Source organism: Microbacterium sp. NPDC057659, assembly GCF_042799915.1.
In the GTDB taxonomy this organism is placed as follows: Bacteria; Actinomycetota; Actinomycetes; order Actinomycetales; family Microbacteriaceae; genus Microbacterium.
In genome coordinates this window covers 185,664-211,938 of the sequence record NZ_JBHVHU010000004.1, presented here as the reverse complement: position 1 = coordinate 211,938, position 26,275 = coordinate 185,664, and the positions used below count along the sequence as shown (strand labels likewise).

The 26,275-nt window shown below is 69.9% G+C and carries 27 protein-coding genes and 1 tRNA gene; 10 read left to right on the top strand and 18 right to left on the bottom strand.

The features are described 5' to 3' along the window. Positions 1-175: 175 nt before the first annotated feature. Complete coding sequence (locus ACFVAE_RS17470; RefSeq protein ID WP_378894973.1) at positions 176-1,282, top strand: AAA family ATPase; 1,107 nt, start codon at positions 176-178, stop codon at positions 1,280-1,282. Between the two features lie 22 nt (positions 1,283-1,304). Here the strand turns inward: ACFVAE_RS17470 and hisH are convergent, their stop codons facing one another. Genes hisH through ACFVAE_RS17450 form a run of 4 tightly spaced genes read right to left on the bottom strand, consistent with a single transcriptional unit; the run spans position 1,305 to position 4,000 of the window. Beyond that, positions 1,305-1,940 carry an imidazole glycerol phosphate synthase subunit HisH gene (hisH, locus tag ACFVAE_RS17465; RefSeq protein ID WP_378894971.1) on the bottom strand — a complete coding sequence of 212 codons (636 nt, stop codon included), beginning with the start codon at positions 1,938-1,940 and terminating at the stop codon, positions 1,305-1,307. Next, positions 1,937-2,539, bottom strand: coding sequence for an imidazoleglycerol-phosphate dehydratase HisB (hisB, locus tag ACFVAE_RS17460; RefSeq protein ID WP_378894969.1), 603 nt, complete (start codon positions 2,537-2,539; stop codon positions 1,937-1,939). The genes hisH and hisB overlap by 4 nt, the downstream gene beginning before the upstream one ends. Beyond that, entirely contained in the window at positions 2,536-3,618 is a 1,083-nt protein-coding gene (locus ACFVAE_RS17455) for a histidinol-phosphate transaminase (RefSeq protein WP_378894966.1), read from the bottom strand. Before ACFVAE_RS17455 ends, hisB begins: the two co-directional genes overlap by 4 nt. A 31-nt stretch (positions 3,619-3,649) precedes the next feature. Beyond that, positions 3,650-4,000 (bottom strand): LysM peptidoglycan-binding domain-containing protein, encoded by a 351-nt coding sequence (locus tag ACFVAE_RS17450; protein WP_378894963.1) that lies wholly within the window; start codon positions 3,998-4,000, stop codon positions 3,650-3,652. A gap of 274 nt (positions 4,001-4,274) precedes the next feature. Between ACFVAE_RS17450 and lexA the strand changes: the two genes are divergently transcribed. The 3 genes from lexA (at position 4,275) to ACFVAE_RS17435 (ending at position 8,474) form a co-directional block, all read left to right on the top strand. Then, complete coding sequence (gene lexA / locus ACFVAE_RS17445) at positions 4,275-4,961, top strand: transcriptional repressor LexA (protein ID WP_378894960.1); 687 nt, start codon at positions 4,275-4,277, stop codon at positions 4,959-4,961. Positions 4,962-5,059: 98 nt separating this feature from the next. Further along, on the top strand, positions 5,060-6,916 hold the full coding sequence (locus ACFVAE_RS17440; protein WP_378894958.1) for a prolyl oligopeptidase family serine peptidase: 1,857 nt from the start codon (positions 5,060-5,062) through the stop codon (positions 6,914-6,916). 25 nt (positions 6,917-6,941) lie between these two features. Continuing rightward, on the top strand, positions 6,942-8,474 hold the full coding sequence (locus ACFVAE_RS17435) for a fatty acyl-CoA synthetase (RefSeq protein WP_378894955.1): 1,533 nt from the start codon (positions 6,942-6,944) through the stop codon (positions 8,472-8,474). A gap of 8 nt (positions 8,475-8,482) precedes the next feature. Here ACFVAE_RS17435 and smpB read toward each other — a convergent pair whose 3' ends face one another. Genes smpB through ftsE form a run of 3 tightly spaced genes read right to left on the bottom strand, consistent with a single transcriptional unit; the run spans position 8,483 to position 10,912 of the window. Beyond that, positions 8,483-8,959, bottom strand: a complete 477-nt coding sequence (gene smpB, locus ACFVAE_RS17430; protein ID WP_378894952.1) for an SsrA-binding protein SmpB — start codon at positions 8,957-8,959, stop codon at positions 8,483-8,485. 40 nt (positions 8,960-8,999) lie between these two features. Next, positions 9,000-9,914 (bottom strand): permease-like cell division protein FtsX, encoded by a 915-nt coding sequence (gene ftsX, locus ACFVAE_RS17425; protein ID WP_378894949.1) that lies wholly within the window; start codon positions 9,912-9,914, stop codon positions 9,000-9,002. Further along, positions 9,911-10,912, bottom strand: coding sequence for a cell division ATP-binding protein FtsE (gene ftsE, locus ACFVAE_RS17420; RefSeq protein WP_378894946.1), 1,002 nt, complete (start codon positions 10,910-10,912; stop codon positions 9,911-9,913). Before ftsE ends, ftsX begins: the two co-directional genes overlap by 4 nt. A 188-nt stretch (positions 10,913-11,100) precedes the next feature. Here ftsE and ACFVAE_RS17415 point away from each other — a divergent pair, with 188 nt between their 5' ends. Further along, on the top strand, positions 11,101-11,973 hold the full coding sequence (locus ACFVAE_RS17415; protein WP_378894943.1) for a DUF2510 domain-containing protein: 873 nt from the start codon (positions 11,101-11,103) through the stop codon (positions 11,971-11,973). A gap of 94 nt (positions 11,974-12,067) precedes the next feature. Further along, the gene (locus ACFVAE_RS17410; protein ID WP_378894940.1) at positions 12,068-13,006 is read left to right on the top strand and encodes a septum formation family protein; all 939 of its coding nucleotides are present in this window, start codon (positions 12,068-12,070) and stop codon (positions 13,004-13,006) included. A gap of 6 nt (positions 13,007-13,012) precedes the next feature. On the opposite strand, the gene prfB is transcribed toward ACFVAE_RS17410, so the two are convergent. After that, positions 13,013-14,125: a peptide chain release factor 2 gene (gene prfB, locus ACFVAE_RS17405; RefSeq protein WP_378894937.1), complete on the bottom strand. Its 1,113-nt coding sequence runs from the start codon at positions 14,123-14,125 to the stop codon at positions 13,013-13,015. A 59-nt stretch (positions 14,126-14,184) separates the two neighbouring features. On the opposite strand from prfB, the gene ACFVAE_RS17400 reads away from it, so the two are divergent. Together ACFVAE_RS17400 and ACFVAE_RS17395 are read left to right on the top strand one after the other, a co-directional pair. Continuing rightward, complete coding sequence (locus tag ACFVAE_RS17400; RefSeq protein WP_378894934.1) at positions 14,185-14,988, top strand: endo alpha-1,4 polygalactosaminidase; 804 nt, start codon at positions 14,185-14,187, stop codon at positions 14,986-14,988. An 83-nt stretch (positions 14,989-15,071) separates the two neighbouring features. Further along, entirely contained in the window at positions 15,072-16,289 is a 1,218-nt protein-coding gene (locus ACFVAE_RS17395; protein WP_378895050.1) for an MFS transporter, read from the top strand. A gap of 1 nt (position 16,290) precedes the next feature. On the opposite strand, the gene ACFVAE_RS17390 is transcribed toward ACFVAE_RS17395, so the two are convergent. The 8 genes from ACFVAE_RS17390 to ACFVAE_RS17355 all read right to left on the bottom strand — a co-directional run bounded on the left by ACFVAE_RS17390 (position 16,291) and on the right by ACFVAE_RS17355 (position 20,995). Then, complete coding sequence (locus tag ACFVAE_RS17390) at positions 16,291-16,728, bottom strand: pilus assembly protein TadG-related protein (protein WP_378894931.1); 438 nt, start codon at positions 16,726-16,728, stop codon at positions 16,291-16,293. Continuing rightward, positions 16,725-17,174, bottom strand: a complete 450-nt coding sequence (locus ACFVAE_RS17385; RefSeq protein WP_378894928.1) for a TadE family protein — start codon at positions 17,172-17,174, stop codon at positions 16,725-16,727. The genes ACFVAE_RS17390 and ACFVAE_RS17385 overlap by 4 nt, the downstream gene beginning before the upstream one ends. Then, the gene (locus ACFVAE_RS17380; RefSeq protein WP_378894925.1) at positions 17,143-17,547 is read right to left on the bottom strand and encodes a TadE/TadG family type IV pilus assembly protein; all 405 of its coding nucleotides are present in this window, start codon (positions 17,545-17,547) and stop codon (positions 17,143-17,145) included. The genes ACFVAE_RS17385 and ACFVAE_RS17380 overlap by 32 nt, the downstream gene beginning before the upstream one ends. 7 nt (positions 17,548-17,554) lie before the next feature. Continuing rightward, entirely contained in the window at positions 17,555-17,743 is a 189-nt protein-coding gene (locus tag ACFVAE_RS17375; protein WP_378894922.1) for a hypothetical protein, read from the bottom strand. A gap of 20 nt (positions 17,744-17,763) precedes the next feature. Beyond that, the gene (locus ACFVAE_RS17370) at positions 17,764-18,702 is read right to left on the bottom strand and encodes a type II secretion system F family protein (RefSeq protein ID WP_378894919.1); all 939 of its coding nucleotides are present in this window, start codon (positions 18,700-18,702) and stop codon (positions 17,764-17,766) included. Further along, positions 18,699-19,556, bottom strand: coding sequence for a type II secretion system F family protein (locus ACFVAE_RS17365; RefSeq protein ID WP_378894917.1), 858 nt, complete (start codon positions 19,554-19,556; stop codon positions 18,699-18,701). Before ACFVAE_RS17365 ends, ACFVAE_RS17370 begins: the two co-directional genes overlap by 4 nt. Then, positions 19,553-20,695, bottom strand: a complete 1,143-nt coding sequence (locus tag ACFVAE_RS17360) for a CpaF family protein (protein WP_378894914.1) — start codon at positions 20,693-20,695, stop codon at positions 19,553-19,555. Before ACFVAE_RS17360 ends, ACFVAE_RS17365 begins: the two co-directional genes overlap by 4 nt. Positions 20,696-20,913: 218 nt before the next feature. Continuing rightward, positions 20,914-20,995 (bottom strand) — tRNA-Leu (locus ACFVAE_RS17355). Between the two features lie 153 nt (positions 20,996-21,148). Here ACFVAE_RS17355 and ACFVAE_RS17350 point away from each other — a divergent pair. Further along, complete coding sequence (locus ACFVAE_RS17350; RefSeq protein WP_378894911.1) at positions 21,149-21,907, top strand: DedA family protein; 759 nt, start codon at positions 21,149-21,151, stop codon at positions 21,905-21,907. 27 nt (positions 21,908-21,934) lie between these two features. Here ACFVAE_RS17350 and ACFVAE_RS17345 read toward each other — a convergent pair whose 3' ends face one another. Next, entirely contained in the window at positions 21,935-22,744 is an 810-nt protein-coding gene (locus ACFVAE_RS17345) for a Ku protein (RefSeq protein ID WP_378894908.1), read from the bottom strand. Positions 22,745-22,827: 83 nt separating this feature from the next. Here ACFVAE_RS17345 and ACFVAE_RS17340 point away from each other — a divergent pair, with 83 nt between their 5' ends. Then, the gene (locus ACFVAE_RS17340) at positions 22,828-25,302 is read left to right on the top strand and encodes an ATP-dependent DNA ligase (RefSeq protein ID WP_378894905.1); all 2,475 of its coding nucleotides are present in this window, start codon (positions 22,828-22,830) and stop codon (positions 25,300-25,302) included. On the opposite strand, the gene ACFVAE_RS17335 is transcribed toward ACFVAE_RS17340, so the two are convergent. Then, positions 25,299-26,213: a cation diffusion facilitator family transporter gene (locus ACFVAE_RS17335; RefSeq protein WP_378894902.1), complete on the bottom strand. Its 915-nt coding sequence runs from the start codon at positions 26,211-26,213 to the stop codon at positions 25,299-25,301. The two genes, ACFVAE_RS17340 and ACFVAE_RS17335, sit on opposite strands and share 4 nt — an antisense overlap. Positions 26,214-26,275 lie beyond the last annotated feature (62 nt).

Sequence of the window (26,275 nt, the reverse complement as noted above, 5' to 3'; positions counted from 1 at the left end):
CGGGAAGATCGGATGCCCGAGCCCGGGCACGAGAGAAAAGCGTAGCCCGGGCTCCGCGGCGTCTCAAATGACATGACACCCGTGGTCGGCTTTCACCCAGGCGCACGCGACTACGATCGGGGGCGCGTGTGCCCGAGATCCGGCGTGCACGCCCGAGATCACGAGGAGCGACCGCATGTCCGACCCGCAGTTCGAAGGCGGTGCGGACGCACCCGTACGCGGGCGCTCGGCGTCGACTCTGACGCCGATGCCGTCCGCGCCCGACGTCTCCTCCACCACCGGCGGACCGCGCTACCTCCGCCGTTCCTCCGCCGCCGCCGAGCGCGGCGATGACGCGGCATCCGCTCCGCTGCGACGCGAGCGACGCGAGCGCCAGTCGTTCCTGCACCAGGACCGACGCGACGAGCCGGCGCGAAGGGGCACTCGCGGCGCGCTGAACAGGATCGGCTTCAAGCTCGCGCCTGGTGCGACGGAACAGGCCGTCCGCGACGACCAGCAGGTGGTCGGTCAGCATTGGCCCGGCCCGCGCACCATCGCGATCGTGAACGGCAAGGGCGGAGCGGGGAAGACGCCGACCACCGCCCTGCTGTCCGCCGTGTTCGCCCGCTACGGCGGCGCGGGCGTGCTCGCCTGGGACAACAATCAGACCCGTGGGACGCTGGGTTGGCGCACCGAGAGCAGCGCCCATGAGCGCACACTGCTCGAGCTGCTGCCCGAGACCGAGCGGCTGCTGGGCGCCTCCGCGCAGTCCGCGGACCTCGCGCAGTTCGTGCATCACCAGCCCCGCGAGAAGTACGACGTGCTGCGCTCGAAGCCGATCCGACTCGCGCACGAGAACCGCCTGCACCCGGCGGACGTCGACGCGATCCACGCCGTCGCCGCGAAGTTCTACCGCGTCATCCTGATCGACTCGGGCAACGACGAGTCCGATCCGATGTGGCTGCGCATGATCGATCACGCCGATCAGGTGGTCGTCGCCACGACCACCCGCGACGACCACGCCGAGGCCGGGGCGTTGCTGCTCGAGGCTCTCGCAGAGCGCGACGAGCGCTCCGCACGACTCGCGAGGAACTCCGTCGTCGTCGTCTCGCAGGCCGACCCGAAGGCGACCGGCGCCGACGTGCAGCAGGTGGTGTCCGGTTACCGGGAACTCGCCCGCGACGTGGTCAGCATCCCGTTCGACCACGAGATGGTCGACGGAACTCTCCTCCTCGGCGGGCTCGCTCCCGCCACCCAGCGCGCATGGCTGACCGCGGCAGCCGCGGTTGCCCGCGGGCTCTGATCCGCGCGTCCGCGCGCGGGTCTCAGAGCGAGGTCACCCAGTTGCGCAGCAGCCGGATGCCGGCATCGCCGGACTTCTCGGGATGGAACTGCGTCGCGGCCAGGGGCCCGTTCTCGACGGCCGCGAGGAAGCGCTCGCCGTACGTGGCGTAGGTCACCGCGGGCTGCGGGAACGGCGCCTGCACGTCGAGCTCCCACTCCTTGGCGGCGAAGGAGTGCACGAAGTAGAACCGCTCCTGCTCGATGCCGCGGAACAGGACCGACCCCTCCCCCGGCTCGACGGTGTTCCAACCCATGTGCGGGAGCACCGGGGCGTCGAGTTCGGTGACGGTGCCCGGCCACTCGCCGAGCCCCTCGGCATCGTGCCCACGCTCGACGCCGCGCTCGAACATGACCTGCATGCCGACGCAGACACCCAGCACGGCGCGGCCGCCGGCCAGACGCCGCTCGATGATCTCATCGCCGCCGTGCCCGCGCAGCGCGGTCGCTACCGCCGCGAAGGCCCCCACGCCGGGGACGAACAGTCCATCGGCCTCGAGCGCCTTGGTGCGGTCACCGGTCAGCTCGACGTCGGCGCCGGCGGCGGCCAGCGCCTTGACGGCGGAGTGCACGTTGCCGGAGCCGTAGTCGTAGACGACGACGCGAGAAGCTTCGCTCACAGGGCGCCCTTCGTCGACGGGATGCCCACGATCAGCGGGTCGAGCGCCTTGGCCTGGCGGAACGCCCGTGCGAACGCCTTGAACTCCGCCTCGGCGATGTGGTGCGGGTCGCGGCCGCCGAGCACGCGCACGTGCACGGTCAGGCCTGCGTGGTAGGTGACCGCCTCGAACGCGTGACGTACCAGCGACCCGGTGAAGTGACCGCCGATGAGGTGGAACTCGAAGCCCTCGGGCTCGCCGGAGTGCACCAGGTACGGTCGACCCGAGATGTCGACCACGGCCTGTGCGAGAGCCTCATCGAGCGGCACCAGCGCATCGCCGTAGCGCGAGATGCCGGCCTTGTCGCCGAGCGCCTCGCGGATCGCGTCGCCGAGCACGATCGAGACGTCTTCCACCGTGTGGTGCGCGTCGATGTGGGTGTCGCCCGAGGCGCGGACGGTGAGGTCGGTGAGCGAGTGCTTCGCGAACGCGGTGAGCAGGTGGTCGAAGAACGGCACCGAGGTGTCGATGCTGCTGCGGCCGGTGCCGTCGAGGTTCAGCTCGAGCTCGACGGTGGACTCGGATGTGCTGCGCGTGCGGCTGGCGGTGCGGTCGCTCATACTGCCGATCCTATCGAGGCCATGGCATCGAGGAACGCGGTGGTCTCGGCCTCGGTGCCGGCGCTGACGCGAAGGTGTCCCTGGATGCCGATGTCGCGGATCAGCACACCGCGGTCGTACAGGGCGCGCCAGGTCGTGTGCGGGTCGTCGACACCGCCGAACAGGACGAAGTTCGACCATGATTCGTGCGGGAGGTAGCCGAGCTCGGTCAGCCCTGCGGTGATGCGGTCGCGCTGCACGACGATGTCGTCGACCATGCGCAGCATGACGTCGGCGTTGCGCAGGGCCGCAGTCGCCGCCGCCTGGGTCAGAGCGCTCAGGTGATATGGCAGACGCACCAGGCGGAGCGCATCGATGAAGGCAGGATCCGCGGCCAGGTAGCCGACGCGTGCACCGGCGAAGGCGAAGGCCTTGCTCATCGTGCGCGACACGCACAGCCGCGGACGCCCATCAAGAAGAGTGAGCGCCGACGGCGCATCCTTGGGGGCGAACTCGTGATAGGCCTCGTCCACGATCACCACGCCGCGGGCGACCTCGTAGACCGCCTCCACGACATCGAGTCCAAGGGGGGTGCCGGTGGGGTTGTTGGGCGCACACAGGAAGACGACATCCGGGTCAGCGGCTGCGACCTGATCCGCGGCGTCCTGCGGGTCGATCCGGTAGTCGTCGCCACGCGTGCCGGCGATCCACCTCGCTCCGGTGCCCTGCGCGAGCAGGGGGTACATCGAGTACGTCGGAGCGAACCCGAAGGCCGTGCGGCCGGGGCCGGCGAAGGCCTGCAGAATGTGCTGCAACACCTCGTTGGACCCGTTGCCCGCCCAGATCTGATCCGGACGCAGACCGTGGCCGAGATAGTTCGCGAAGCCCTCGCGCAGCCGCGTGAACTCCCGGTCCGGATAGCGGTTCACCTCGCGCAGCGCCGCGGCGACGTCCTCGAGGATCTGGGCCGCCACATCATCCGGAACCGGATGGGTGTTCTCGTTGACGTTCAGCGCGACCGGCAGCGGCGCCTGCGGCGCGCCGTACGGTGTGAGTCCGCGCAGATCATCGCGGAGGGGCAGCTCGTCGAGTGAGGTCACCCGTCAATCGTATGGCGGGTGCCACCCTGGTTCAGTCCGTGTAACGTGCGGGAATCGCGATCTCCTGGCCGACCTGCAGGACGCCGCCGTGCAGGTTGTTCAGACTGTTGATCTCGTCGACGACGTCACGCGGATCAGCGCCGGGAGCCACCTCGCCCGCGATGGACCAGAGTGTGTCGCCCGGCATGACCATGACCGTCTCGAAGTCGACGGGGGCCGTGCGCTCGCCCGACGCGAGCGCGGAACCGCCGGCGATGCCCGCGTAGGCGATGCCGATGGCGACGGGGGTGGCGACGAGAGCGCTCAGCACCCGGCGTCCGCGCCGCGTCATGCGCAGGCGGGTGCCGATGACTGCAGTGGGGGCGATGCCGATGGTGCTCATGTCGTGCTCCTCGTCAGATGGAATCAGCTTTCGCATCCGCCGCTCGGCCGGGAACGGCGGATGCGAAGCTGTGTTCCGAACTTATCTTCGATATCGAATACTTGTCAAGCGTTCTTCGAAATCCGCGACCCTCGTTCACCGACACGCTCGAACAGATCTTCCGATTCCGGCGACTTCTCGGATACGGTTTCGATAACGACACCCCATCACGGACCACCGACATTCGAATCGGCTGCTCTCGGAGCACGGTGGGCCGGCGCACGAAGGAGCACCGATGAGCGACATCGCAGGCAACGCATCCGAGGCGCCGCGCACCCGCCGGCGCAAGAGCCTGAGCGCGAAGCAGATGGCGATCCTGGAGGTCATCCAGACCTCGATCGCCACTTACGGGTATCCGCCGAGCATGCGCGAGATCGGTGACGCGGTGGGGCTGAAGTCGCTGTCCAGCGTCACCCACCAGCTCGGCCAGCTCGAGCTCAGCGGCTATCTGCGCCGCGATCCCGGCAAGACCCGTGCCATGGAGGTGCTGATCGATCTGCCGGGAGCCAGCACCGAGAACCCCGCCGACGCCGTCCCGCCGGTGGGCGACGCAGCACTGGTGCCCCTGGTCGGCCAGATCGCCGCCGGTGTCCCGATCACCGCCGAGCAGCAGGTGGAGGAGATCTTCCCCCTGCCCCGGCAACTGGTCGGCAAGGGCGAGCTGTTCATGCTGAAGGTGCAGGGGGAGTCGATGATCGACGCCGCCATCTGCGACGGCGACTGGGTCGTGGTCCGCTCGCAGAGCACCGCCGAGAACGGTGAGATCGTCGCGGCGATGCTCGACGGCGAGGCCACAGTGAAGACCTTCCGGCAGCGCGACGGCCACACCTGGCTGCTGCCGCGCAACTCCTCCTTCGAGCCGATCCTCGGCGACGATGCCGTCGTCCTCGGCAAGATCGTCGCCGTTCTCCGCGCGGTCTGACCGCCTTACTGCACCTACGACCAAGGCACTCCCTGATCCAGGGAGTGCCTTCGTCGTTCCGTGTGACTCCGTATGTCGCAGAGCCGTACCCTCGAGACATGGCATCCGCATACGGCACCTGGCACTCCCCTTTCGACGCCGCGAGCATGGCGGCCGCGACGCCGCGGATCGACGGCGCACGATTCGTCGGTGATGAGATCTGGTGGGGCGAGTCGGTGCCCGCCGAGGGCGGCCGCATCGCGGTGCGCAGCTCGACCGGCGCCGAGATCCTGCCGTCACCCTGGAACGCGCGCTCTCGCGTGCACGAGTACGGAGGCGGAGCGTGGACGACAGACGCCGCCGGCACCCTGTACTTCGTCGAAGGCGGCGACCAGCGTGTGTACCGGATGCCGCGGGGCGGATCGCCCCAGCCGATCACCGAGGCCGGCCCCCAGTACGGCGGTCTGTCGGTGCAGCACGGGCGCCTGCTCGCGGTGCGCGAGGACCTGCGCCCCGAACGGCACGTCCGGGCGATCGTGGAGATCCCCACCGACGGCTCCGCCGCCGACAACGATGACGCCGCGCGCGTCTTCGTGTCGACGAGCGGTTTCGTCGCGCATCCCGCGCTCTCCCCCGACGGCACCCGCATCGCCTGGGTGCAGTGGAGCACGGAGCGGATGCCATGGGAGCAGTGTCTCCTGCACCTCGCGGCCATCGGCACCGATGAACTCGCCACCATCGGCACCGGCGCCGCACTGCAGCCGGAGTGGGTGACGGACACCGAGCTGCTGTTCCTGGACGACCCGAAGGGGCGCTGGAACCTCGAACGCGTCGAGCTGGACGGCCTGCACGTCGCCTCGCGGACCGCGTACCCGATCGACGCCGACACGGGCGGCGGTCTGTGGGTGCTCGGCAACCGGTGGTACCGCCCTCTGGGCGACAGCCGGATCGCGGCAGTGCGCACGAACGGGGCGGACGAGCTCGTCCTGATCGAGCGCGACGGAACAAGCACGCACCTGTCGCTGCCGGTGACGGCCGAGGCCAGCATCGACGATGCCTCCGGCGGACGCATCCTGGTGTCCGGCACCGGAGCGACCGTCGATCGCGGGCTGTGGGTGCTGGACACCGTCACCGGCCAGGCGTTCGCGGTTCGCGGCGGCGCCCCGGTCGACCGGAACTGGGTGGCGGCGCCGCGACCGGTGACCTTCGACGGGCCGCACGGACCCGTGCACGCGTTCGACTATCCGCCGACGCACCCGGATGCCGTGGCCGCCGACGGCGAGCTTCCGCCGTACATCGTCATGGTGCACGGCGGGCCGACCGCCCACGTCGGCGGGGCGGCATCCACCGCCTACACATACTGGACCAGCCGCGGCATCGGCGTCCTCGACGTGAACTACGGCGGCTCCACCGGGTACGGCCGCGCCTATCGGGAGCGCCTGGACGGGCAGTGGGGCGTGGCCGACGTGGACGATGTGATCGCGGCAGCGCGCGGCCTCGTGGCATCCGGCGCGGCCGACCCGGACCGCATCGCCATCCGCGGCGGCTCGGCGGGCGGCTGGACGGTTCTCTGCGCGCTCGTGCGGGGCGGCGCATTCAGCGCCGGGATCAGCCGGTACGGCGTCGCCGATCTGCGAATGCTGGCGTCGGACACCCACGACTTCGAGAAGCACTACCTGACGGGGCTGGTCGGACCGCTGCCCGAGGCGGAGCAGACCTACATCGAGAGATCGCCGCTCACCCACGCCGATCGCATCGACGTACCGGTGCTGCTCCTGCAGGGCGCGGACGACAGGGTCGTGCCACCGAACCAGTCCGAGGCGATCCGCGACGCCCTTGCCGCACGCGGCATCCCGCACGAGTACGTGCTGTTCTCCGGAGAGGGACACGGCTTCCGGCGTGCCGAGAACATCATCGCCGCGTTCGAGGCCGAGTTGGCCTTCCTGGGCAGGACCTTCGGCTTCACACCGGCGTGACGACGGCTGGGATAGCGTGAGCGTCATGACGACGACGTCCGCATTCCAACCCTGGCGCAGCAACACCGTCGACGCGGTGCTCCGGCGCAGCAGTTCGCGTGAGCCGCACGCGCTCGCCCTCCGGTTCGAGGACCGCGACTGGACCTACCGGGAGCTCGATGACGCGGTGAGCCGCGCTGCCGCCGAACTGCGCGAATGGGGCCTCTCCGCCGGCGAGCGGGTGGTCACCTACGGGACGAACTCCGACGCCTACGTCATCGCGTTCCTCGCGATCGCCAGGGCCGGCCTCGTGCACGTGCCTGTCAACTATGCGCTGCACGGCGCGGAACTCGCCTACGTGATCGCGCAGTCGGGCGCACGGGCGGCGCTGGTCGATCCGCAGCTGCGGACGCACTTCGACGCGGTGCGCTCGGACACGGTGGTGGAGCGCGTGGCATCGCTGCGTGACACGGACGACTCGCTGCTGGCGAGGGCGACCTCCGGCGCGGTTCCTGAACTGCCGTCGGACATCGACGCCGAACGCCTCGTGCAGCTGCTGTACACATCGGGCACGACCTCACAGCCCAAGGGCGCGATGCTCACTCACGCGGCTCTCGTGGCCGAGTACTCGTCCGTGATCGTCGCCCTCGATCTGAGGGCGGATGACGCTCCGCTGATCTGCATGCCCCTGTACCACTCGGCGGCAATGCACGTGTTCATGCTCCCCTACCTCGCCATCGGCGCCACCGTGCGGCTGCTGCCCGCACCGGACATCCCGCGCATCCTGCGCACCGTCGCGGAGGAGCGCATCGGTTCGCTGTTCCTCGCTCCGACGGTCTGGGTGCCCCTGGCAGGCCACCCCGACCTCGATCACGCCGACCTCTCTTCACTCACCAAGGCGCAGTACGGCGCATCGATCATGCCCGTCACCGTGCTGAACCGACTGCGCGAGCGCTATCCCGCCCTGGGCTTCTACAACTGCTTCGGCCAATCGGAGATCGGTCCACTGGCGACCGTGCTGCGCCCCGAGGAGCATGCGGAGCGGCCCGCATCCGCGGGACGACCCATCCTGTTCGTGGAGACCCGTGTGGTCGACGAGAGCGGCGCGGAGGCGGCCGTCGGCGAGCCCGGTGAAGTGCTGTACCGCTCACCGCAGCTGGCGCAGGGCTACTGGGACAAGCCGGAGGAGACCGCCGAGGCGTTCCGCGACGGATGGTTCCACTCCGGCGACCTCGTCACGCGCGACGAGGCCGGATATCTGACCGTCGTCGACCGCATCAAGGATGCGATCAACACGGGCGGGATCATGGTGGCGTCCCGCGAGGTGGAGGATGCCGTGTACACGCATCCGGATGTCGCCGAGGTGGCGGTCATCGGCGTGTCGGACGAGCGCTGGATCGAGGCGATCGTGGCGTACGTGGTGCGCAGGCCGGAGACGTCGGTCACCGAAGCCGAGCTCATCGCGCACGTGAGGGACCGGCTGTCCTCCTTCAAGGTGCCCAAGGCCGTACGGTTCATCGACGAGCTGCCGCGGAACCAGAGCGGGAAGATCCTCAAGCGCGAACTGCGCGACGCCTGATCCGGCGCCTACTCGCCCATCCGGTTGCGCATGCGCATCGCGCGCTCGGCCTCGCGGTTGTCCTGACGCTCGCGCAGGGTCTGACGCTTGTCGAACTCGCGCTTGCCCTTCGCCAGCGCGATCTCGACCTTGGCCCGGCCGTCCGAGAAGTACAGCCGCAGCGGGATGAGCGTGTAGCCGCCCGCCGACACCGCGTGCTCGAGCCTGGCGATCTCCTCGCGGTGCAGCAGCAGCTTGCGGATGCGCTTGGATGCGTGGTTCGTCCAGTGGCCCTGGGAGTACTCCGGGATGTGCACGGCGTCGAGGTAGGCCTCGCCGCCCTTGATGAACGCGTAGCCGTCACTGAGGTTCGCGCGCCCCTGGCGCAGCGACTTCACCTCGGTGCCGGTGAGCACGAGGCCCGCCTCATACGACTTCTCGATGTTGTAGTCGTGGCGCGCGCGACGGTTGGTCGCGATGACCTTCTCACCGCGTTCCCTGGGCATGTTCTTCTCCTGACGACAGACAGCCCTCAAGCCTACAGGGTCAGGTGCGCAGCCAGCGCCGGATCGCGAAACCTGCGGACAGTGCCGCCAGCAGCACGCCGATGCCGATCAGCACGGGCACCACGAACACGGCATCCTGCATGCCCACCAGAGGACGCATGAACGGGACGCGCTCCGCGAGATACCCCTCGACGCCGAACTTCACTCCGGCGAGCACGGCGATGCCGGCCAGCACCGAGCCGATGAACGCCGAGAACACGCCCTCCAGCACGAACGGCGTCTGGATCGCCCTGTTCGACGCGCCGACCAGGCGCATGATGCCGATCTCCTTGCGCCGCGCATAGGCCGAGAGGCGGATGGTGGTGGCGATCAGCAGCACCGCGGCGATCAGCATCAGCACGGCGATGCCGACCGCGATGTAGGTGGCGACGGTGAGCGCGGAGAACAGCGGATCGAGCAGCTTGCGCTGATCATTGACCTCGTCGACGCCCGCCATGCCGCCGACCGCCTCGGTGATCACATCGGACTTCGAAGGGTCCTTGAGGGTCACGCGGAACGACTCGGACATCGCATCGACGCCGTAGACGTCGGCCTGCTCCTTGCCGAACTGGTCGACGAAGTCCTTGAACGCCTCTTCCTTCGTCTCGAAGCGCAGCTCGCTGATGAGCGGCTTGAGCGCGTCGCCCTCGAGCTGCGCCTTGACTGCGTCGACCTGGTCCTGGGTGGCGACGCCGTCGGCGCAGCCCTTGCTGGTCGACAGCGGCGAGCACAGGTAGACCGTGACCTCGGCCCGTTCGCCCCAGAACGCCTTCATCGTGCTGATCTGCGTCTGCATGAGCATGGCGGCGCCGACGAAGGTCAGCGACACGAAGGTGACCAGGATGACCGAGATCACCATCGAGAGGTTGCGGCGGAGGCCGCCGAGGGCCTCCTTGAGAATGAGTCCGAAGTTCACGAGGTGGGTCCCACTTCCTCGTCGGTGCCGTCACCGAGTCCGAGCCGGTCCGCGACGCCGAGCTCGGCGACGTCGACGTCGACCTCGGGGAGGGGGATCGCGTGCGCCTGTGGTTCAGCCGCGGGTGGTTCATCAGCGGCCGGCGGCTCGGGCTCGGCCACCTGCGGCGGGAGCGGAACGGGCTCGGCATCGGCTGCATCCGGCACGATCACCGGCACCGCCTCGGTCTGCCGCTGCACCTCCTGCACCTTGGTGAGCGCGGCCGCCGCAGCGACTCCGCGCAGCGCCTCAGGGGTGAGCATCGGGATGTTCGAGGTGTCGCCATAGCCGCCGCTGCGCTCGTCGCGCACCATCACGCCGTCCTGCAGCTCGATGACGCGGCGCTGCATCTGGTCGACGAAGCCCGCCTCGTGCGTGGCCATGAGCACGGTGGTGCCGCCCGCATTGACTCGCGCGAGCAGCTGCATGATGCCCACCGACGTCGCGGGGTCGAGGTTTCCGGTCGGCTCGTCGGCGAGCAGGATCTGCGGCCGGTTCACCAGGGCTCGGGCGATCGCGACGCGCTGCTGCTCGCCGCCGGAGAGCTCGTGCGGCATCCGCTTCTCCTTGCCCTCCAGACCGACGAGCGCGAGCGCCTCGGGCACGGCCTGCTGGATGAACCCGCGAGAGGAGCCGATCACCTGCAGCGAGAAGGCGACGTTCTGGTAGACGGTCTTCGAAGGCAGCAGGCGGAAGTCCTGGAACACCGAACCGATGTTGCGCCGGAAGTACGGCACCTTGCGGTTGGCGAGCGAGCGCAGGTCGCGGCCCAGCACGGCGACACGGCCGGTGGTGGGCACGTCCTCGCGCAGGATGAGGCGGAGGCAGGTGGACTTCCCCGACCCCGAGGCTCCCACGAGGAAGACGAACTCGCCCCGCTCCACCTCGAAGTCGACCTCGTCCAGGGCGGGACGCTTGGTGCCGCGGTACCGTTTGGTGACGTTCTCGAATCGGATCATGGCCTTTCGAGCCTAAGCGGGCCACGGGCGCAGACCCTGAGCGACACTCCCCCGCGAGCCGACCGCCGCGCCGATGGGCAGCACTGCCCATGGCTCGCGGTCCGCGCGACTGATATACACGTACACGGGGGCGATCACGCCCATCACGGAGGATCGGCGCCGGAATCATCGGCGCGACGAGGAGCATCATGAGCATTCCCGCAGGTTGGTACGACGACGGCTCCGGCCGGCAGCGCTGGTGGGACGGAGCACAGTGGACCGATCAGTTCGCGACCGAGCAGTTCGAGGGCGGCGCGCCCCGGTCGGCGGACAACCTGACCGAGGGGCTCTCCGCGGAACTCGCCGCGGCCGGGCTTCCTGAGGCGGCCGGCCCGCAGGGCCCCGCCGTCACGGCTCAGGGCTACCCGCTCACCGGCCAGGCACCGGACGCCGCGTACACCGGTGCGTACACGCCGAGCGCCTACCCCGTGGGCGGCGTTCCCGGCGGCCCCGAGAAGAAGAAGGTCTCGGTGCTGTCGTGGATCGCCTTCGGCGTCGCGCTGCTGGGTCTTCTGATGTGCTGGATCCCGTTCGTGGGTGTGGTCCTGCCGTTCGTCGGTCTCGTGCTGTCGATCATCGCGCTGTTCCTGAAGGGCGCGAAGTGGCCCGGCATCGTCGGCCTGGTGGCATCCGTCATCGGCCTGGTCGTGTCGATCCTGATGATCGTGGGCATCGTCTACTGGGCGAACAACGTCAACGACTACGAGGGCTCCTCGAGCAGCACCTCGGACACGCAGACCGAGGACACCGACGACAGCACCGGCTCGTCGTCGAGCGATGGCCGTCCGACGGCGGAGGAGGTCACCGGCGGCATCGAGACGATCTTGGCCGAGACCGGTACCACCGACACCTTCACCGACTCGCAGCTGCAGTGCTTCGGAGAGGAGTTCGTCGCCTCGGACATCCCCGACGACGTGCTGCAGGTGATCGCTTCCGGCGAGCCGGCGCTGACCGACTCGGCGGCGCTCTCCGCTTTCAGCAAGGAGCTCATGGACGCGGCTCCGACCTGCGCGCTGCGCTGAGTCGCGCACCACGCGACACCCGTCAGGAAGGGCCCGGCATCGCCGGGCCCTTCCTCGTTTCTCAGTGGCTTCGTGAAGCGTGGGAAGATGAGCCATGAGCATCCCCGCAGGCTGGTACGACGACGGTTCCGGTCGCCGCCGCTGGTGGGACGGAACACAGTGGACCGAGCATTTCGCCACGGTCGAGGCCGCCCCCGTCCCCGTCTTCGAGCCGCCCTACGTCGCGCCCGCACCGCAGGTCGAGCAGTTTCACCAGGCGCATTCGCCCCTGGTCGCCCCCGGGTATCCGGGCGGGCCGCACGCTGCAGCATCCGGGTACCTCGCCGGTGCGCCGGTCGCGGCGCCGGCCGCACGCCGTGCGTCGGCGCTCGGCTGGGTCGCACTCGCGGTGTCCCTCGCCGGAGCGGTGCTCTCCTGCATCCCGCCGATCTTCGTCATCGGCCTGCTCGTGCTTCTGGCCGGGATCGTGCTGTCGATCATCGCGCTGGTGCGTCCTGGCGCCCGTTGGCCGGGCGTCACCGGCATCATCGTGTCCTCGGTCGGAGCGCTGGCGGTGGTGACCATGCTCGTGTCCACCGCGATGATCAGCGGCATCAAGGAGCTGCAGGGCGACACCAGCCCGGCCCCCGCGTCGTCCTCCGGCGCGACGCCGCCGGGATCGGAGGTCATCGACTGGTGGGAGCTCGAGGTCGGCGACTGCATGCCGAGCGACCAGCCGTACACCGACGACAGCGGCGAGATCGTCGTCGTGCCGTGCTCGGAGCCGCACTCGGACGAGGTGTTCCACCAGTACGAGATGTCGCAGGACGTCTACCCCGGCGACAAGGCCACCGAGCTCGAGGCCACGGAGACCTGCCGTGAGGCGTTCACCGACTTCGTCGGCACACCCTTCGAGGACTCCGAACTGGAGTACTACGGGATCTGGCCCAATGAGGACACCTGGAACCAGGACGACGATCGCGCCGTGCAGTGCGTTGTCTACGACACCGACGGCGACGTCGTCACCGGCACCCTGGAGGGCGCGGCGCGCTGACGCGGATCAGTCGTCCTCGTCGCGGCGCTTGCGCCACCGGATGCCGGCCGAGATGAAGCCGTCGAGGTCGCCGTCGAAGACGTTCGCCGGGTTGCCCGACTCGTAGCCGGTGCGCAGATCCTTGACCAGCTGCTGGCCGTAGAGGAAGTAGGAGCGCATCTGGTCGCCCCAGCTCGCGGTGATGTTTCCGGCGAGCTCCTTCTTCTTCGCGGCCTCCTCCTCCTTCTGCAGCAGCAGAAGGCGGGTCTGCAGCACGCGCATGGCGGCCGCGCGGTTCTGGATCTGCGACTTCTCGTTCTGCATCGAGACGACGATGCCGGTCGGAAGGTGCGTGATGCGCACGGCGGAGTCGGTCGTGTTGACCGACTGGCCGCCCGGGCCGGAGGAGCGGAACACGTCCACGCGGATGTCACCCTCGGGGATGTCGACCTCGGTGGCCTCCTCCATGAGCGGGATGACCTCGACCGCGGCGAAGGACGTCTGGCGCTTGTCGGCGGAGCCGAACGGGCTGATGCGGGCGAGGCGGTGCGTGCCTGCCTCGACCGAGACGGTGCCGAAGGCGTACGGAGCGTCGATCTCGAAGGTGGCGGACTTGATTCCGGCCCCCTCGGCGTAGGACGTGTCCATGACCTTGACGGGGTACTTGTGGCGCTCGGCCCAGCGCAGGTACATGCGCATGAGCATCTCGGCGAAGTCGGTGGCGTCGTCGCCGCCGGCGCCGGAGCGGATGGTCACGATCGCGGCGCGCTCGTCGTACTCGCCGTCGAGCAGCGTCTGCACCTCGAGCTGGTTGATGGTCTCGGTCAGGGTCGCGAGCTCGGCGCGGGCCTCCTGCGCGGAGTCCTCGTCGCCCATCTCGTTCGCGAGGTCGACGAGCACCTCGAGGTCGTCCAGGCGCCGGGCGATGCCCTCGATGCGGGCGAGTTCGGACTGACGGTGGCTGAGGGCGCTGGTCACCTTCTGGGCGCGCTCGGTGTCGTCCCAGAGGTCGGGCGCACCGGCCTCCTCGCTGAGTCGCGCGATCTCGTCGCGCAGTCGGGAGACGTCGACGACCTCGCGGATGTCGCCGAAGGTGAGTCGCAGGGCCTGGATGTCGGCGGAGAGATCGAGTTCGAGCATGGTCCCACCAGCCTACCGCCGCACGGGTCCGGTGCCGATCGGCGCGGGTAGCCTGAACTGTGCTCTCCTCCACGGTCCGCGGCCGATTCTGCTGTGCCGCACTGCTGGCGGGCGCGCTCGCATTGTCCGGGTGCACCTCCTCCGTCTCGACGGGTCTGCTGCCCGCCGGCGGCGTCGACTATCAGCTCGGCACGCCGTACGCACCTCCGAACGGCACCGCGATCGTCGCCAGGGACAGGCTTGCGCAGCCGGCATCCGGTGTGTTCTCGATCTGTTACGTCAACGCGTTCCAGACACAGCCCGGCGAACTCGGCGACTGGCCGGCCGACGCGCTGCTGCGCTCGGGCGGCGAGATCGTCTACGACCCCGACTGGCCGGACGAGGCCCTGCTCGATCTCGGCGAAGCGGGGGTGCGCCGCCTGGTCGTGGAGCGCGTCGGCGGCTGGATCGAGGACTGCGGCGATGCGGGCTTCGACGCCGTGGAGCTGGACAACCTCGACAGCTTCACGCGCTCGGGCGGCGCATTCGACGTCGATGCCGCCGTGCAGACGGCCGCTGGTCTCGCGGAGATCGCGCACGAGTCCGGGCTGCTGATCGGCCAGAAGAACGCCGCCGAGTACTCGGCGCGGATGCACGACGAAGCCGGGTTCGACTTCGCCGTCGCGGAGGAGTGCGCGGCGTTCGAGGAGTGCGCGGCCTACACCGACGTGTACGGCGAGAACCTGATCGACATCGAGTACCCGGACACGCTCGACGACTTCGATGCCGCCTGCGCCGCTGAGGTGCTCCCGGACCGCGCTGTCCTGCGCGACCGTCTTCTCGTCGGGCCCGACGAGAAGGGCTATCTGCTCGAGCGCTGCTGACGCGCGGTGCGACCGAGTCGTCCGGCGGCAGTAGCGTGGAAGGCGTGAGCAGCGCATCCACGGTCCTGAGACAGTTCGGGCCGATGGTGTATGCACCGACGCTGCTGTTCTCACTCGGCGAGGGCGCCGTGATCCCGCTGATCCCGATCGTCGCCTCCCGGCTCGGTGCCGACGTCGCGTTCGCCGCTCTGGTCGCCTCCGCGCTGGTCGTAGGCCAGCTGTGCGGAAACCTGCCTGCGGGGTGGGCGGTGGCGAAGTTCGGCGAGCGCTGGACGATGGTGATCGCGGGCATCGTGTCGATGGGTGCCGCGGCGGGGATGCTGCTCTCCCCCGTGCTGTGGGGATTCACCGCATCGGTGTTCCTCCTCGGTTTCTGCGCCGCGGCCTTCGGCCTGGCGCGGCACGCGTTCATGACCACGCGGGTGCCGCTGGAGTTCCGTGCCAGGGCGCTGTCGCTGCTGGGCGGCAGCTACCGGCTCGGCGTGTTCATCGGCCCGTTCGTCGCCGCCGGGCTGCTGGGACTGTTCCGCACCGAGTACGCGGCGATCTGGTTCTTCCTGATCTGCCTCGTGGCCATGGTGGTGCTTGTCACCTTCGGACCGGATCCGGAGAAGGAGTTCGCCCCGCTCCCCGTGGTCGACTCGCGCATGCGGGAGGACACCGGCGAGGCGGTCACGGGCGGCATCCCGACCGCACCGGGCGGCGTGTTCCGCACGATGTGGCAGAACCGCGGTGTGCTGGGCCGGCTCGGTCTGGCGGCCGCCGCGCTCTCGGCCGTGCGCTCCGCCCGCCAGGTGGTGCTGCCGCTGTGGGGCGTCTCCCTCGGCCTGGACGCGCAGACGATCGCGCTGGTCGTGGGTGTATCCGGCGCGATCGACTTCGCGCTCTTCTACGCCAGCGGACAGGTGATGGACCGGTTCGGACGCCTCTGGGCGGCCATGCCGGCGATGATCCTGATGGGCTGCGGCTTCCTCGTGCTCTCGCTCACGCACGACGGCGACGCCGCGACGCTGTGGTTCGGCATGCTCGCGGCCGTGCTCGGCGTGGGCAACGGACTCTCCAGCGGCATCCTGCTGACGCTGGGCGCGGACACCGCGCCGCAGCGGGATCCCGCGGCCTACCTCGGCTCGTGGCGCACGCTGACGGATGCCGGCGGCGCGATCGCGCCCTTGCTGGTGTCGGCGATCACCGCCCTGTTCGCGCTGCCGTTCGCGGCGGCGGCGATGGGAGTGGTCGGTCTGCTCGGCGCGGTCGGCTTCATCCGCTGGATCCCGCGCTTCACTCCGCGACCCGCGGAGTAGGTCATTCCAGCGCCGTGCGGCTGGTCGCCGTGGCGCGCAGCGGCACGCCGTCGGGGACGAACGGCGAGAACAGCGGCGGATGCCACGCCGCGGCGACCGTCACGCGGGCCGAGACACCGTCCGGGCTCGTGGCCGAGACGAGTGCGGCCTCGGGTGCGGTCGCCGAGACGATCGCCTCGGCCTGTTCACGGATCAGCTCGTCGGTGAGCTCGGCGCGCACCCCGCCGTCTTCGGCTGTCAGGCTGAAGCCGTCCGACCCGGCGAGGGCCGCCGCGTCGGCGAGTGCGTCGAGCCGTTTCTGCGCGATGTACATGTCGGTGGCGCACACGCACACGAAGATCACGGCGATCGCGAGCACCACGTAGCCGAGGATGAGCGGCAGGATGCTGCCGTCCTCGTCGTCGGCGAGGGCTCGGCGGATGCGGGTCGCCCTGGTCATTCCGAGCCCCACAGTCGGGAGGTCTTCTGGGCGGCGGAGGCCTCGATCGGGATCGCCGTGATCTCGTCGAGCCCGGCGATCGGCGGCATGAACGGCAGCACCATGCGGGTGGAGACCGTCACGACCACGGTCGCTCCGGCCCGGGGGCAGGTGCCTCCGGCGGGCACGCATCTCAGGGCTACGTCGACGTCGCCCATGCCGTACTCCTCGCGCACGCTGGCGAGCACGGCATCGGCGCGTGCCGTCGCCGACGCGGAATCGGACGCCTGGCTGATGGCCCGCGCGGTGTGCCGCGCGGCGGCCTCGGCGCCCAGGGTCTGCTCCTGCACGGAACCGAGCGCGATCACCAGGTAGACCAGCGGGACGAGCAGCAGGACGCCGGCGGTGATGAACTCCAGCGCCGCCGAGCCCTCGTCATCCGTCGCCCAGAGTCTCCACCGGCGCATGCGCTTCCACCTCCATCGCGTATGGGACGCCGATCAGGCCGATCACGGGCAGGGTCGCACGCACCCGCACCACGACGGTCGGGTGACCCAGGCGGGCGCTCTCGCCGACAGCGATGTCTTCGGCGAATCCGGTGCCGACTGCCCGCGTGATCACCTGCTCGGTGCGCTTCGCGCCCTCCGCGAGGGTCGTGTCGGCGAGAGCCGCGTAGTGCGCTCCCTCGACGGCTGCGTCGTGCACCACGTTGCGCACATACACGGCGAACCCCAGTTGCAGGACAGCGAGCGTGAGGGCGGTGAGCAGAGCGCCGACGAGGACGAACTCGACGGGGCTGGACCCGCTGTCATCGCTCAGAACCCGCTCCCGTCTCGACACGTCGCGGTCAGCCGATGCCCGAGACGCTGGACATCGCCTGCTTGAACAGATCGGTCAGCGCCGGGCCGGCGACAGCCCAGATCAGGACCACAAGTCCAGCCGTCATGAGCGTGACCAGCACCCAACCCGGGACGTCCCCGCGCTCATCGGCGGCAAGCTCCCGCGCGTCGCGGAACCAGCGTCTGATGGTCTTCATGTGTTTCCTCCGATCGGGGCTCAGCCGAGGCCGAGCCGCAGTATGAACATCCCGGGGTAGATCGCGAACAGAACGCTCAGCGGCAGGATCAGGAAGACCAGCGGCAGGAGCATGAGGATCTCCTTGCGCCCTGCCTGCTCGATGAGCACGCGTTTCGCCTCTTCGCGGGCGTCGCCGGCCTGCGCCTGCAGCACCCCGGCCAGCGGTGCTCCGTGCTCCAGTGCCGCGACCAGCTGATCGACTGCTCTGCTCAGCGCCGGCAGCTGCAGTCGAGCCGCCATCTCGGTCAGCGCGTCCGCGAGCGGCGACCCGGTGTTCACGGCGAGCACGACCCTCCGCAGCTCCTCGGTGAGCTCGCCGGTGCCGATCGACGACACACGCTTCAGCGCATCGGGCAGCGACTCCCCCGCCGACAGGCAGAGGGCGAGGAACTCCAGCATGGTCGGCAGCTCATCGGCCAGTCGTGCACGGCGGGCCTTCGCGCGCGCGGTCAGCTGGGCGTCATAGCCCACCGCGGCGACGGCCGCGCAGATGATCGGCAGCAGCGCCGCAGGCACGCTCAGCCGCCCCGACATCGCCAGCACGACCACAGCGATCGCGCCGAGCAGGAGGCCGGTCAGGCCCCAACCGAGCTGCCGGGCTCGGAAGCGAGCCGGTTCCTGGTCGCTGCCGGCCTGCGACAGTCGCTGGCGGAGTGCCTCGCCGCCGCCCAGCATCCGCTCGAATGCAGCCTGCACGCGATCCCGCGCCCGTCGCCCGCTCACCGGCAGCACACCTGAACTGGGGAGGACTCCGGCGGGCAGCCGCTCATCGGGCACGACGTCGCGCACGTAGGGCGCGATGCGGCGATCCAGCGGCAGCGCACGCCAACGCGGAAGTGCGAACAGGATCGCGATCAGACCCGCGGCGAGCGCCCCGCCGAGCAGGACCGCGATGGCGGCATCGGTCACACCGCTCATCCGAACCACCTCCCAGGCTCGGGAAGCCGGCCGATCCGCAGCATGATCCGGTACGCGACGACGGACACGATCGCGCCCACGACGATCACGAGCACGCCCTCGGGCGTGGAGTACGCGCGAGCGCCCTCCGGACGCATGGCGAGCAGCGCGAGGATCACCCAGGGCGCGATCGTGCCGAGCACGGCGGCACCACGGATCCAGGACTGTCGCGCCTCGACCTCGCCGCGCAGTGCGGCATCCGCGCGCACCGACGAGGACAGCGCGCGCAGTACGCCGGTCAGCTCGGTGCCGCCCACCTGGCGTGCCATCCGCAGCGTCTCGATGATCCGATCGGCGATCGGATCGGCCAGCGTCGCCTTCAGCCGGTCGAGGCTGCTCTCGAAGCGACCCGTGGCTCGCAGGTCGCGGGCGAAGACGGCGAACGCCGGACGCAGCGCCTGCGGTGCGCTCTCGGCCAGCGATGCGACGGCATCGGGCAGGGACAGACCGACGCGGATCGCCGCGACGAGCAGGTCGCAGACGTCCGGCCACAGCTGTCTGCGGGCCCTGCGCAGCCGCAGTCGCCGCCCGCGCAGGAACAGCACCGGGGCTGAGGCTCCCGCGAGGCCGGCGAGGATGCCAAGCACTGGGAGCGACGTGAGCAGCCAGGCGATCGCCGCCGCGCCGAGACCCGCGGCGATCATGACGGCGATCAGGGTGCGAGGCGAGGTCCGTCCGTAGCCGGACTCGCCGAGCAGTCGCGTGAGCGCACCGGTGCGCGCCGGACGCGCGTCGCGCACGCCCGCCGGCCACAGCCATGGCGAGACCACGAGCACGAGTCCGGCGGCGAGCGTCGCACCGAGCAACAGGGTCATACGATTCCCTCGGCCCGGTAGACCGCACGCGTGAGGATGCGCCCGCCGGAGACCTCACCGGTGGGCGCCAGGATCTCGGCCACGCTGCGGCGCCCGTCGGCCTCGCGGACGACGTGCACGACGAGGGACACGGATGCGGCGAGCGCCGGCGCGATGAACGACCGATCGATGTTGCGGCCGGCGAGAAGCGGCAGCAGGCAGAGCTTGTCGAGCGCCTCGGCAGCGGAGTTGGCGTGGATCGTCCCGGCTGCGGGTACTCCGGTGTTCAGCGCCAGCACCAGGTCGAGGGCCTCCGCGTCGCGCACCTCCCCGACGACGAGCCGCTCCGGCCGCATGCGCAGCGCCTCCTTCACCAGGCGACGGAGCGTGATCTCGCCGCTGCCCTCCAAGCTGGCCTGACGCCCCTGCAGCGCCACGACATCGGGGCCCTCCACGGCGAGCTCGAAGGTCTCCTCGACGGTGATGATGCGCTGCTCGTCCGCGCAGGAGGCCAGCAGCGCGCCCAGCAGCGTTGTCTTTCCCGCATGGGTTGCGCCGGACACGATCACGCTGCGTCCCTCGGCGATCGCCGAGCGCAGCATCCGTGCGACCTCCGGCGGCATCGAGCCCGCCGCGACGAGCGAGTCGAGTGTGCGGTGCTGCGGCAGGAACTTGCGGATGTTCACGGCCCATGAGCCGCGCACCACGTCCGCGATCGCGACGTGCAGGCGCGAGCCGTCGGGCAGGGAGGCATCGACGAACGGCATGCTGATGTCGACCCGGCGGCCTGTGGAGTGCAGCATCCGCTCGACGAGATCGCGCACGATCGCGTCGGTGAGCCGCAAGTCGAGCCTGATCTTCTCGCCGTCGCGGATCACGAAGATCCGCTCCGGCGAATTGATCACGATCTCCTCGACCGTGGGATCGTCGAGCAGCGGCTGCAGCGCCCCGAAGCCGGACACGGATGCCAGGACGTCGCGCACCAGCGCCGGCTCGTCGTCGATGAACAGCTCGCCGCGGGCCAGCGCCATGTCGTTGTGCCGCCGCACCTCGGCCTGCGCGATCCGCCGGGCCTCATCCGGCGCGGTGGACGGGTCGGTGTTCTCCAGGCGCAGACGGCGCCGCACGCGCTCGGCGACGACGACGGAGGGATGACTCACGAGGGCATCGTGGCAGAAAACGCGAAGAGGCCTCGAAAGTTATCCACAGGGTTGCCCGGACCCCAGTGCGGAAGGTGGGACTTGAGTCCCTCCGGCGCCCTCCACCCGCCGCTTCGCGTCGCGCGGAGCCTCCACGCCGGCGGGGCCCCGTCATCCGAGGTGCCTGACTTCCGGATTCGGATCCGAGACCGGACCTGCGGCCCTGTCTCGGCCCCGAGTGCGGAAGGTGGGACTTGAACCCACACGCCCGAAGGCACAGGAACCTAAATCCTGCGTGTCTACCGATTTCACCACTCCCGCGCGGCTCCCCCAGTCTACTGAGCGGCCGCGGATCATCAGGCAGAGTCACAGCCTGCGCGACGCCGCGCGCCCCTATGCTTGATCCCGGGCAGGGGTGCCGTTCTTCGGTCGTTCCCGCATGCCCGCTTTCACAGCATTCGACGGGAGCCTCCCTTGCACCACGCCGGACTCATCCCCTGGCTCGACCCCGCCACGATCATCGGCGGCGCGGGGCCCTGGGCGCTCGCAGTCGTGTGTTTCATCATCTTCGCCGAGACCGGCCTGCTGATCGGCTTCCTGCTGCCCGGCGACACCCTCCTGGTCATCTCCGGTCTGCTCACGCACACCAACGACGTCTTCGGCATCAACATCTGGGTGGTGTCGCTGCTCATCGCGCTGGCGGCGTTCATCGGCGGTGAGGTCGGCTACTACATCGGCCACAAGGGCGGACCGGCGGTCTTCGAGCGCAAGGAGTCCGGCCTGTTCAGCATGAAGAACGTCGAGCGCACGAACGCGTTCTTCGAACGCTTCGGGGGGCTCACGATCGTGCTGGCCCGCTTCGTGCCGATCGTGCGCACCTTCGCCCCTGTCGCCGCCGGCGTCGGGCACATGCCGTGGAAGCGCTATTCGCTGTACAACCTGATCGGTGCCGTGCTGTGGGGCTTCGGCCTGACGATGTTCGGCTACGTCATCGCCTACATCCCGTGGCTCAGCGAGTTCGTGCAGTCCTACATCGACCTGATCCTGATCGCCGCCGTGCTCGGCACTGCGCTGGTCACGATCTGGCACTACCTCTCCGAGCGCCGCAAGGTGCGCCGCGAGGCCGCGCAGAACAAGGCCGCGGGCGTCACTGCTCCCGAGACCTCGGCGCTCGTCCTCGACCCCGAGGTCTTCGACCGCGCGCCCGACTTCGACGGCGACGGCAAGCACTAGCGCACCAGCCGTGCAGAGGGATGCCGGCTATCCGGCATCCTTCGCGCGCTCGGCCTTCGACCGTTCGACGCTGGCGCGCAGCGCCTCCATCAGGTCGATGACCTCGCCACCCTCCGCCGCGCCCTCCTCGGCGAACGTCTCAGCGACGTCGAAGCCCTCGCCGGCCTCGATCTTCGCGTCGATCAGGGTGCGGAGCTCGCGCTGGTACTCGTCGACGTACTCCTCTGGGTCGAAGTCGCTGGAGTAGCTGTCCACGAGCGATGCCGACAGCTCGAGCTCCTTCTTGCTGATCTTCACGTCCTCCTCGAGGGACTCGAACGCGGCCTCGCGCACCTCGTCGGCCCACAGCAGCGTCTGCAGCACGAGCACGTCGCCCCGCGCGCGCAGCGCCGCGAGCCTGGTCTTCTGCCGCAGCGTGAACCGCACGATCGCCGTGCGATCCGTCTGCTCGAGCGTCTTGCGCAGCAGCACGTACGCCTTCGGAGACTTCGAGTCCGGCTCCAGGTAGTACGCCTTGTCGAGGGTCAGCAGATCGACCTGCTCGGTGGGGACGAACTCCACCACATCGATCTCGCGGCTCTTCTCGGCGGGCAGGGCGGCCAGATCGTCCTTGGTCAGCACCACCGTCTGACCGTCCTCGTCGACGTACGCCTTGTCGATGTCGGCGTAGGCGATGACCTGTCCGCACACCTCGCACACGCGCTGGTAGCGGATGCGTCCGCCATCGGCGTCGTGCACCTGGTGCAGCGACACGTCGTGGTCCTCGGTCGCCGAATACACCTTCACCGGCACGTTCACCAGCCCGAAGGTCAGGGCGCCCTTCCAGATCGTCCTCATGGCACCAGTACACACCAGTGGCGTCGGTGCGGGCCAGCCCCCTTGACATACCGGCCGCCGGCGATCTGCCCTAGCCTTTCGTCATGGCATCCGGCGGGCAGATCGTGCAGATCGACGGCCGTCGCCTGCGCATCACGAACCTCGACAAGGTCGTCTACCCCTCCACCGGCACGACCAAGGGCGAGATCATCGACTACGTCACCCGCGTCGCGCCGGCGATGCTGCCCCTGCTGCGCGGGCGGCCCGTGACCCGCAAGCGCTGGGTCGAAGGGGTGGGCACGGCCGATGCGCCGGCATCGTCCTTCTTCACGAAGCAGCTCGAACCCGGCGCACCCTCATGGGTCAGGCGGATGCCGATCGAGCACTCGGACGGCACGAAGGAGTACCCGCTGGCCGAGGACGTGCCGACGCTGGTCTGGCTCGCTCAGGTCGCCGCCCTCGAGCTGCATGTGCCGCAGTGGCGGTTCACGCCCTCCGGCGGCCGGGGCCGCCCCGACCGGCTCGTGCTCGACCTCGACCCGGGTCCCGGCGCGGGACTCGCCGAGTGCGCGGAGATCGCGCGCATCGCGCGCGGCATCCTCACCGGCATGGGGCTCGAACCGGTGCCGGTGACCAGCGGCAGCAAGGGCATCCACCTGTACGCCGCGCTGCCCGTGGAGGAGGACGGCACGGGGGCGCAGACCAGCGAGCAGGCATCCGCCGTCGCGAAAGAACTGGCGCGGATGATCGAGGCCGATCATCCCGACCTCGCGACGAGCGTGATGGCGAAGGCGCTCCGCCCCGGCAAGGTCTTCATCGACTGGAGCCAGAACAACGCGTCGAAGACGACGATCGCGCCCTACTCGCTGCGCGGCAGGACCAGGCCATGGGTGGCGGCGCCGCGCACCTGGGCGGAACTCGACGATCCCGGCCTCGCGCAGCTCGAGTTCGACGAGGTGCTCGCGCGGGTCGCGGCCGGCATCGACCCGTTCGCCGAAGCCCGGTTCCCGAGCCAGGAGCACAGCGACGAGGCGAAGCGTGCACCCGCGGCCGCCGCGCTCGCCCCGTATCTCGCCAAGCGCGATGCGGCGAAGACGCCGGAGCCGATGCCGAGGACCGCGGGTGCCGCGTCGCCGGACACACGGTTCGTGATCCAGGAGCACCACGCGAGCAGTCTGCATCACGACCTGCGCATCGAGCGCGACGGCGTGCTGATCAGCTGGGCCGTGCCCAAGGGCGTGCCGGAGACCCCCGCCCGCAACCACCTCGCCGTGATGACCGAGCCGCATCCGCTCGAGTACCTCGAGTTCGAGGGCACCATCCCGCACGGGGAGTACGGGGCCGGCGACATGACGATCTGGGACACCGGCACCGTCGACCTCGAGAAGTGGCGCGACGACGAGGTGATCGGCACCTTCACCGGCCGCCCAGGCGGGCGGCTCGGCACGACGCGGCTCGCGCTGATCCGCACCTCCGGCAGCGGGGAGAAGTCGCAGTGGCTGCTGCACCGGATGAAGGAGAGCCGGTCGCATCGGCATCCGGAGCGTCCTTCGTCTCGCTCCGCGGATCCTGAGCGAGGAGCGAAGCGACGAGACGAAGGGCGCTCAGAACCCGGTCAGGATGCGGATGCGCCGCGGCCCATGCTCGCCGAGACCGGCACCGCGGGCCGCGCCCGCACACACGGCTGGGCGGAGATCAAGTGGGACGGCATCCGTGCGCTGGGCACCTGGTCGGGTGAGCGGATGCAGCTGCACGCGCGCAGCGGCACCGACGTCACCGCACGCTACCCGGAGCTGACCGCCGACGGTGCCCCGCACCTGCCCGCCGAGGACGCCGTCGTCGACGGCGAGATCGTCGCCTTCGACGCCGAGGGGCGACCGAGCTTCAGCCGTCTGCAGGATCGGATGCACCTGACCAGGGCCCGCGAGATCGAGCGAGAGGTGGTGCGCACCCCGGTGGTCTACCTGCTGTTCGACCTGCTGCGGCTGAACGGGCACGACCTCACCGGCCTGCCGCTGCGGCAGCGCCGGGAGCTGCTGGAGCAGGTCGCGGAGGGACTGGACGCGCCGGTGCGCGTCGCGCCGGTGTTCGACGACGTCGACGCCGCCCTCGCTGCGAGCCGCGAGTTCGGGCTGGAGGGCGTGGTCGCCAAGGATCCGGAGTCGACCTATCGCGAGGGCGCGCGCTCGCCCGCCTGGCTCAAGCTCAAGCTGACCCGCACTCAGGAGGCCGCGATCATCGGCATCCGCCCGGGCAACGGAGACCGCGCAGGCACGTTCGGATCGCTGCTGCTGGCCGTGCCGGATGACGGCGGCGCGCTGCGGTACGCCGGCCGGGTGGGCACCGGGTTCACCGATCGGATGCTGCGCGACGTCCTCACCCGGCTGCAGCCGCTGCGCGTCGACCAGGCGCCCGTCGAGGTGCCGGCGCCGGAGGCCTCGGACGCCCTGTGGGTGCGACCGGAAGTGGTCGGCGAGGTCGAGTTCGCGAACTGGACGCCCGGCGGCATCCTGCGGCACGCGCGCTGGCGCGGCCTGCGACCGGACAAGAGCGTCTCGGAGCTGCGCCGGGAGAGCTAGTCGTGCGCCGCCTCGCACTCGGACCGGTCCGCCGGCTCGAGCTGGAAGGTGGAGTGCTCGACGTCGAAATGATCCGACAGGCAGCTGTGGAACTGGTCGAGCAGGACCGCCGAGCGGCCGCTGGTGAGCACATCGGGCTCGACCTGCACGTGTGCGGTGAACACCGGCGCGCTGCGGGTGAGCTGCCACACGTGCACGTCGTGCACGTCGACGACGCCGTCGTAGCCCCGCAGGTGCTCGCGGATCTCGCTGACCTGGGTGCCCTTGGGCGCCGACTCGGCGAGCACGGAGAACACCTCGCGCAGCAGCGAGATCGCCCTCGGCACGATCATCGCCGCGATGAACAGCGATGCGAGCGCGTCGGCCTGCATCCAGCCGACCGTGGTGATGATGATCGCGGCGATGATGACGCCGACCGAGCCGATCAGGTCGCCCATCACCTCGAGGTAGGCGCCGCGCACGTTGATGCTGTGCTTCTGCGCACGGCTGAGCAGCCACATCGAGATCGCGTTGGCGAGCATGCCCACGATCGCGACGACCAGCATCACGCCGCCCTGTACCTCGACGTCCTCGGGGTTCAGCAGGCGGCTGATGCCGCGCACCGCGACGACGGTCGCGAGCACGATCAGGATGATCGAGTTGATCAGCGCGCCGAAGACCTCGGCGCGCTGGTAGCCGAAGGTGCGCCGGTCATCCGCCGGGCGTGCGGCGACCGTGCTCGCGATCAGCGCGATCACCAGCGCGGACGAGTCGGTGAACATGTGCGCGGCGTCGGCGAGCAGCGCGAGCGACCCGCTCATGATGGCGCCGATGACCTGCACGATCATCACCGAGGCCGTCAGGCACAGCGAGATCGTCAGCAGCCGGCGATTGCTCGACGACCGGAGGTCAGTGGGGGCGTGATCGTGCATGCCTCAAGGGTAGGCCGGGAACTCCCTGGTGAAGGGCCTTTTCGCCTAGTCGGGAATGGGGA

Coding starts and splice junctions, on each gene's coding strand:
- ACFVAE_RS17470 (WP_378894973.1), top strand. CDS start 176: ATGTCCGACCCGCAGTTCGAAGGCGGTGCGGACGCACCCGTACGCGGG.
- hisB (WP_378894969.1), bottom strand. CDS start 2,539: ATGAGCGACCGCACCGCCAGCCGCACGCGCAGCACATCCGAGTCCACC.
- ACFVAE_RS17450 (WP_378894963.1), bottom strand. CDS start 4,000: ATGAGCACCATCGGCATCGCCCCCACTGCAGTCATCGGCACCCGCCTG.
- lexA (WP_378894960.1), top strand. CDS start 4,275: ATGAGCGACATCGCAGGCAACGCATCCGAGGCGCCGCGCACCCGCCGG.
- ACFVAE_RS17440 (WP_378894958.1), top strand. CDS start 5,060: ATGGCATCCGCATACGGCACCTGGCACTCCCCTTTCGACGCCGCGAGC.
- ACFVAE_RS17435 (WP_378894955.1), top strand. CDS start 6,942: ATGACGACGACGTCCGCATTCCAACCCTGGCGCAGCAACACCGTCGAC.
- smpB (WP_378894952.1), bottom strand. CDS start 8,959: ATGCCCAGGGAACGCGGTGAGAAGGTCATCGCGACCAACCGTCGCGCG.
- ftsE (WP_378894946.1), bottom strand. CDS start 10,912: ATGATCCGATTCGAGAACGTCACCAAACGGTACCGCGGCACCAAGCGT.
- ACFVAE_RS17415 (WP_378894943.1), top strand. CDS start 11,101: ATGAGCATTCCCGCAGGTTGGTACGACGACGGCTCCGGCCGGCAGCGC.
- ACFVAE_RS17410 (WP_378894940.1), top strand. CDS start 12,068: ATGAGCATCCCCGCAGGCTGGTACGACGACGGTTCCGGTCGCCGCCGC.
- prfB (WP_378894937.1), bottom strand. CDS start 14,125: ATGCTCGAACTCGATCTCTCCGCCGACATCCAGGCCCTGCGACTCACC.
- ACFVAE_RS17395 (WP_378895050.1), top strand. CDS start 15,072: ATGGTGTATGCACCGACGCTGCTGTTCTCACTCGGCGAGGGCGCCGTG.
- ACFVAE_RS17390 (WP_378894931.1), bottom strand. CDS start 16,728: ATGACCAGGGCGACCCGCATCCGCCGAGCCCTCGCCGACGACGAGGAC.
- ACFVAE_RS17385 (WP_378894928.1), bottom strand. CDS start 17,174: ATGCGCCGGTGGAGACTCTGGGCGACGGATGACGAGGGCTCGGCGGCG.
- ACFVAE_RS17375 (WP_378894922.1), bottom strand. CDS start 17,743: ATGAAGACCATCAGACGCTGGTTCCGCGACGCGCGGGAGCTTGCCGCC.
- ACFVAE_RS17370 (WP_378894919.1), bottom strand. CDS start 18,702: ATGAGCGGTGTGACCGATGCCGCCATCGCGGTCCTGCTCGGCGGGGCG.
- ACFVAE_RS17365 (WP_378894917.1), bottom strand. CDS start 19,556: ATGACCCTGTTGCTCGGTGCGACGCTCGCCGCCGGACTCGTGCTCGTG.
- ACFVAE_RS17345 (WP_378894908.1), bottom strand. CDS start 22,744: ATGAGGACGATCTGGAAGGGCGCCCTGACCTTCGGGCTGGTGAACGTG.
- ACFVAE_RS17340 (WP_378894905.1), top strand. CDS start 22,828: ATGGCATCCGGCGGGCAGATCGTGCAGATCGACGGCCGTCGCCTGCGC.
- ACFVAE_RS17335 (WP_378894902.1), bottom strand. CDS start 26,213: ATGCACGATCACGCCCCCACTGACCTCCGGTCGTCGAGCAATCGCCGG.